Annotated in this window: 3 protein-coding genes and 1 pseudogene; all 4 read right to left on the bottom strand. The window is 38.1% G+C overall.

The annotated features are described in order from the left end of the window. Positions 1-337, bottom strand: a pseudogene (locus tag F6K54_RS36750) (cation:proton antiporter); the annotation flags it as partial. Then, entirely contained in the window at positions 334-1770 is a 1437-nt protein-coding gene (locus F6K54_RS36745; RefSeq protein WP_293088851.1) for a cation:proton antiporter, read from the bottom strand. The pseudogene F6K54_RS36750 and the gene F6K54_RS36745, both read right to left, overlap by 4 nt. A gap of 576 nt (positions 1771-2346) precedes the next feature. Beyond that, complete coding sequence (locus F6K54_RS36740; RefSeq protein WP_293088849.1) at positions 2347-2685, bottom strand: cation:proton antiporter subunit C; 339 nt, start codon at positions 2683-2685, stop codon at positions 2347-2349. 1706 nt (positions 2686-4391) lie between these two features. After that, positions 4392-6503 (bottom strand): TIGR00300 family protein, encoded by a 2112-nt coding sequence (locus F6K54_RS36735; RefSeq protein ID WP_293088847.1) that lies wholly within the window; start codon positions 6501-6503, stop codon positions 4392-4394. Between the last annotated feature and the right edge of the window lie 706 nt (positions 6504-7209).

The following is a 7209-nucleotide window of genomic DNA, read 5'->3' as shown; positions in this document are numbered from 1 at the left end:
TGATAAAAGTAGCATTAACACTACCATGCAGAATCACTATTTGCATATAGAAAAAAGCAGTTTTTTCGCTACTCCAACAGTAAAAAATAACTGCGAGTGTCACTATAGCATTAGTGATGATAAAAAAGGCACTGAGTTGGTCGATGATTAAAGTTACACCAAAATTATCGAGTAACTGTATGTTCAAAGGAGACGGTCCTACAAATATCGCCAAGGCATAGTTAGTCGAAACCAATGCTATCCCCAGTGCGAGAAAGCGGTCTAGTTTCGGTAATAGATAGATAACGAAACCAGTAAAAAAGGGTAATGCCATCCAGAGGATAGTAATATTGGTCATATCTGCACCATCCAGAAAACTATAATCAACATTAGACTCATCACCCCAATCAAATGATCGAATTTCTCGACCGCACGCGGTAATTTAAGAATTAATTTCCTAAAAATAAAAAGATATGCCAACCAACCAATACTAATAGTTACTAGAGGTTTCAGTATATTACTTAAGGTATAAGCTTGGTAATAAACAGCATTTGCTACAATCAATCCACCGAGTAAAATTACCATCGCCCACCAAAACCCAGATGTTGCTTTCCCTTTTTCTTCGCTCTTTTTGTGGGGGAGAAAGATAAATTTGGCAAATATAATTGTTGTTCCTACTGTAGCAACATTCATTGCCACAACCTGCCAAGGTAATAAATTCTTGGAGGTCAATATCTTAGCTCCAAAACCAGACAATAGGGGAAAACCAGAAATGGAAAAACTAGCGATCGCTAAAGCTATCCAGATTGAGTTATTGAGGGGTTGGTCTCGCAACTCCTTAAAGTTACGACTGGGCAAAATACCTGATATGAGAAAAAGTGCTGATTTCACTAATCCGTGAGTCAAGGCATAAAAGCCTCCTACTTCTGGCGCGGCCATGATAAAACCCAATTGAGAAATGGTGCTAAATGCTAGGGTACGCTTGGTATCTTTTTCCACAATGGCATAACCTACTCCTAACAAAGCTGTAGCCACACCGAAAATTCTCACAATTGGATCTATCTCCTCTAATAGTAGGGCACAACGCACTAAGGGAAACACTCCAGATTTGACTACCACTCCTGACAACATTGCTGATACTTGACTCTGTGATTCGGAGTGGGTTAAAGGCAACCAAAATCCTGAGACAAATATACCCCCTTTAACTAATAATCCTAGAAATATCAGAGCGATCGCTTCGGGAGGCGAACCACTCAAACCCGTAAAACTAAAGGAATTATTTGCCTTATATACCAATACTGCTCCTACCAGATAAAACAGCATTGTCGTATTACTGACAAACAGATAGCGTAATCCTACCCAAATAGATCTATCTGTACGCGGATAGGTAATGAGAAGAAAGGCAGCAATACTGATTACCTCTAATGCTACATACAAACTAATAAAATCTGCACATATAAAGGCAGAGTTGACGCTACCATGCAGAATCACTACTTGCATATAGAAAAAAGCAGTTTTTTCGCTACTCCAAGTGTAAATAATAACTGCAGTTGTAACTATAGCATTAGTGATGATAAAAAAGGCACTTAGTTGGTCGATGGTTAAAGTTACACCAAAATTATCTAGTAACTGTATATTTAACAGTGATTGGGTTGAAAATATCGCCAAGGCATAGTTAGCTGAAACTAATGCTATTCCCAGTGCGAGAAAGCGGTCTAGTTTGGGTAGTAAATAAATCACAAACCCAAGAAAAAATGGTAATGCCATCCAGGCGATCGTAATATTGGTCATTTCAGTTATCAGTTAGCCTCCTATCGGAGGAACTTCGTTATCAGTTAGCCTCCTATCGGAGGAACTTCGTTATCAGTTAGCCTCCTATCGGAGGAACTTCGTTATCAGTACCGACCGCTGTTTGCGCAGCATGACCTAGGAAAGCCAGAGGCACCGAAATACTGAAGTTAACTTTCTCTTAGTCGATTGGATATGGCCAGGTTTCCTCGCCATCCCACCCTACGGGAAGCTCCGCTAACGACTACTTTTCATCCCCTGAAAAGGCTATGCTTTATAAACATCTTTCTTCACATAAAACTTGACAAAATAGGCAAGTTATGTATTTGCCATTCAATGCAGACTTCAGGAGAGTAAACCTATTTAGTTAGAGGCTTTTCTCCCCCATCTCCCCAGGGCTAATTCATTGTCGTTAGAGAATATTCATAAGAAATACATTTAATTGTGCAAATATACAAATATCTCCATCTCCCCATCTCCCCATCTCTCCATCCCCCCATCTCCCTATCAGAAAAGGGTTTTAGGAGTTCCTTATAAGGGATAGCTGAAAAAGGGAAGGCTTGGAACATGATTTTTTGGTCATGATGGTGTGTTATTTTCTTCAATTGCGCTAGTTTCCAAAGTGGGGTTATTTTTTGCCAACTTCATCACACCCACCAACATTAAAGCTTGAATTGAAAAGCCAATTACAATTGCTGTTAAGATAACTGCCTGGGGAACGGGGTCGGAGTAAGCAACATTTTTGGTTTCGTCCTCAATTGGTGTAAATAAACCATCTAGGGATGCTATTAGCACATAATAGGCAATAACTCCCGTACTCATAATATCCATTGAGATGATTTTCATCACCAGATTTTTCTTAAATATGATGCCGAAAAATCCACATAATATGGTAAAAAATATACAAGCTTCTAACATGAAAATTAATTGACTAATTAATTGTTTTTTTTTTGCAAAAGTTTAATGTTTAAATCACAAAAAATTAAGGATAAAATAGCCATAATTAAGGTAATAATAAAAATTAATTTTGCAAATAATCAAAGACTTATGCTAGTTTAAATCAACTGACTAAATTGACTTCACATGAGCATATTTTACAATTGCACAAAAGTGTATTCTACATAGATGAGAAAACTTCAGATTAAAGTCGTCTCTTCTATTGTCAATACATACAGCAAATTTCAGGATAGTGAGGTACAGTTTAAGACAAATATATAATTTTTATTCATTCCCTGTTCCCTGTTCCCTGTCCCCTAAAAGCATAAAACTTTGTACCTTATCAACTAGAAAACTGCTGTAATTCATTTCTATTTTTTTAGCTAACTACTATTTTTTATTTTCAAGTTATCTAAAATTTATAGCAGTTTAGACTTAATGAACTACAGAGTTCTTAGATGTTCAGCGAATTGCTTAACAGGGATTAAGATTAAGCTGTAATAAATTAGTTAGCAATATGCTATACATTATTAAACATTAAATTGGCTCAAAAGAGAAGAGACGTTGAATATGAGTTTTTATAGCTGGTTGGATGAAGTATTAATTATGTTTGGGGTGCTTAATAAAAAGAGTTATTATTTTTGTTGTGCTTGGTTAAAAGTGGCCAGATTATACAAAATCTCAAAAACTTTTCTATGTTTTCTTGAGGGGGGGGAGTAGGGGAGTGTGGGGAGTGTGGGGAGATGAGGAGTGGTAAACATAAGAATAATTAACACGCTACTTGCTAATAATCACTTTTCAAGTTATTAAATCCTACTAATTAGGGTTTGCTGAAAAAGTCTTTTAGTAGGGGTAGTAGACAGGAGAAAACCCACCCCTCGCCCCTCCCCCTCCCAGGAGGGGAAGACAGGAGACAGGAGAAATGGTTCGGGAGCGAGGAAGTAGGAGTAAGAATTGTAAGAATGATTTTTCTGGCATAATCGTCCTAAAATACTAGCTTTATGCAGCTCAAAAAGCTGAAAAGCTGGCACTTTTTTAGATCAAAAAATGCTAAAACCAATATCAGTCAATGCTTTTAGATTTAATCAGCAAGCCCTAATTACTTAATCATTGAAGTTTTGCATAAGTATAACATTTTTTTTGAGAAATGCTATTAGTATTAATCAATTCAATCAATTAGAAATTTTCACTCGTTAGCTTCTATAACTTAAACTTGACCAATTGAGAAAAAAGCTGACTTTAGTGATTGGCCATAAATTTTCTCTTCTTATGAGAATTAGTCCTGATGCCGTACCTAAAATATCACTTTTGACTTTTAAGTTTTGACTTTTGACTTTTAACTTTAGTGAAATGATATTATACCAATTTTAAAAAAGAATGTTACAAATAGTAAGAGCGATAAAAAGACTTTACATGAAATGTCCCTTTGACAAAAAAGATAATTTATGCCCTAAAAAATGGTATTAAAGCCATCCATTCTGACTCCTGACTCCTGACTCCTGACTCCTAAGAAATACCCTAGATATTTGTAGCAAACATTTATCAATCTGGTATTAGCATGGGAGCAAGATGCTCCCACTGCCGTGCCTCGTAACAAAAATGAAGTTAGGCGATATAGCTGCCGCTAGACTCCGCCAACGCCAAGTTTTAGAATGAAACAGTCCTACCCTACTTCCTAACTCCTAAACTTACACTTTAGCCACAGAATAAGGACTTGTCAACTGCTCCAACTGGGCAACCAATAAACTGAGGAACAAACCAACATCAGTCACAACTCCCACTGATTCCACAGAACCGCGATCGCTCAATTTAGTCACCACCGCCGGATTAATATCAACACAAACCATCTTCACTCCAGCAGGTGTCATATTCCCCACCCCAATAGAATGCAACATAGTTGACAACATCAAAACCATATCAGCACCTTTCAACAACTCCGTATATTCTTCCTGTGCCTTAATCAAATCCATCTGAGTATCAGGTAAAGGTCCGTCATCACGAATCGAACCTGCTAAACAGAAAGGTACATTATTCTGAACACACTCATACATCACACCCTTGGTCAAAATCCCAGTCTCAACTGCTTGAGCAATGCTGCCACAACGCCGAATAGTATTAATAGTCTTCAGATGATGTCGATGCCCACCATGAACAGCAACTCCCTGTTTCATATCCACACCAAGAGAAGTTCCCATCAGTGATTGTTCAATATCGTGAACTGCTATAGCATTACCACCCAACAAAGCTTGCACATATCCTTGACGAATCAAATGTGCTAAATGTTCGCTACCACCAGTGTGAATCACAACTGGGCCTGCTGTAACTACTACTTTGCCTCCGCGATCGCGAACTTGCCGTAATTCCCAAGCCACTTGCTCAACAACCAATTCTACCCTACGTTCGCTAGAAACCCCAGCAGACATAAAACTGAACTCTTCTTTATTTCGTTTTTCACGGGATTCTGTTTTGCGGATAGAACGAAGACCGATCGTATCTACCACCACTTTTTCGCCAATTTTTACATCCCGTATCACTTTACATTTTGCTTGAATCTTACCGTCAGTTTCAGTAATGGCGATCGCTGCATCCATTCTTTGATTTTGTACTCGTATCCACTTACCTTTGACTCTAACTTCAGTAGGATAAATAGTAGATACATAAAAATCATCAGGGGCAACACCATCTTGTTCCACTGGCTCCAACTTAGCATCCTCCACATCCTCAGTTGGCACTACTGCACCAATATCAATGAGTTGACTCATTATTTCTTCCATGACTTCATGGGAAGGTGCAGAAACTTTCACTTCAGCGAGGGAAGTGCTTTGACGTTGTGCTCCGAGATTAAAGTTGAGAACTTTGAAACTACCCCCACCTTCAACTATTAAATCTAAAGCTTGGTTGATCAAACCAGAGTCTAGTAAATGTCCTTCCATACGAATGGTACGACTTTCTACTTGGACAACGGCATGGCGATCAGGTATAATTGGTTCTGTAACTCTCAGAGTGAGGCATTTAGCTGCACCACCTGCTTTGAGGAATTCACTTAGAGGTGTTTCAATGACGTTGAAACCTACTTCAGTAAGGAGTGATTTCAAGCTTTCACTCACCTTGTTCATGATGATGGTTTGGTTGATATTAACTGCATTGCAGGCAAAGTTAACTGCATCTGCTTCTGCGACAGTTATTCGTTTTTCTGATGGCACTCGCATTTCAATTAGGCGGTTGGAGTAAGAGTCGAATGCCGGAGGATAGTAAAGTAAATAACCTCCTGTTAGAGGACAGAAGCAGGTATCAAGATGATAAAAGCGCTCGTCTGTAAGTCTAAGTGATATTACTTCGATATCGAGCCATTTTGCCAGAAGTGGGTGGGAGTCTAATTCTGAACGAAAGCCATACCCTGCCCAAAGATAACGACCTTCTCTATCTAGGAGGGCATCCCCTGCTCCTTCAAAGGGGAGGTCTTTGGGGAGTTCGTGAACGATAAAACCCTGATCTAGGAACCATTCTTTGAAATGGGGTTCTTCTCCTTGACGTTCCTTGTGGTAAAAACGGCTGAGAACAACAGTATTTCCCAGAATCAAACCTGCATTGGCAGTGAATACCATATCAGGCCATCCTTTTTGAGGTGTGACTAGGTCTACAACCGCGTTTTCTTTAATAATGTCGTGGAGTTTATACCATTGTTCAACGGAGCGATCGCGTGAGGATTTATGAATATTTCCTTCCATCCAAGGATTAATTACATAGTCTACATCATAGTGATCGGGGGCACACATCAGAAAGCGAATTGAATCATTCATAATTATTACTTGGTAAATGCTATCTGTAAGTCTACTGAGTTTATTTGATAACCAGTCAAAAACAAGCTCCTAAAATTATTCAGGAGCTTAATTTTAGCCTAAAAAGGTTAAGATTTGATATTATCACAGTCCTTTCATATCCAAGATTTTTTTTGAATAAATTTAAGGATTAGGATAAGAAATAGGCAAAAAACATTTGCTCATTCCGTAAATACCACATTACAGCGCTTTTCAGGAAGCAATCATTACGGTATTATACCAAGGGTGATAAATGTTTGTTACAAATGGCAGAAGTAAGAAAGAAGGAAGAGGAAAGAAGGAAGAAGGGATAAATATTGAAAAAAATGGAAAAACAATATAAATAACTATCTAAAATGAACTGAAATAGCTATTTTTAAGCATATTCGAGCAAGTCTACCTTTTTGTAGCATTATTTTTTCACGCTTGGTATTAGAGCCAGATACTTACTATGTCCGGGTTTATCCTCAAGGTAGCGATCGCACTCCTTATCGTTTGAGTTTTAATTTGATGTAATGGTGGTGGTGGATAGTAATGGTAGAAAGAGTGTGGTCAGAAGTTATATCAAATCCGGTAGCATCGGTGTAATTAGATAGTTAATCTAGGAGTCAGGAGTCAGAACTCAGGAGTCAGGAGAAAAGAGAATTTAGAAAGATTTGCTCTTTAGGTGAAGATGAAATTTTTTTTA

The sequence above is a fragment of the Okeania sp. SIO3B5 genome, from assembly GCF_010692555.1.
Taxonomy (GTDB): domain Bacteria; phylum Cyanobacteriota; class Cyanobacteriia; order Cyanobacteriales; family Microcoleaceae; genus Okeania.
This window is presented reverse-complemented; position numbering and strand designations above follow the sequence as displayed.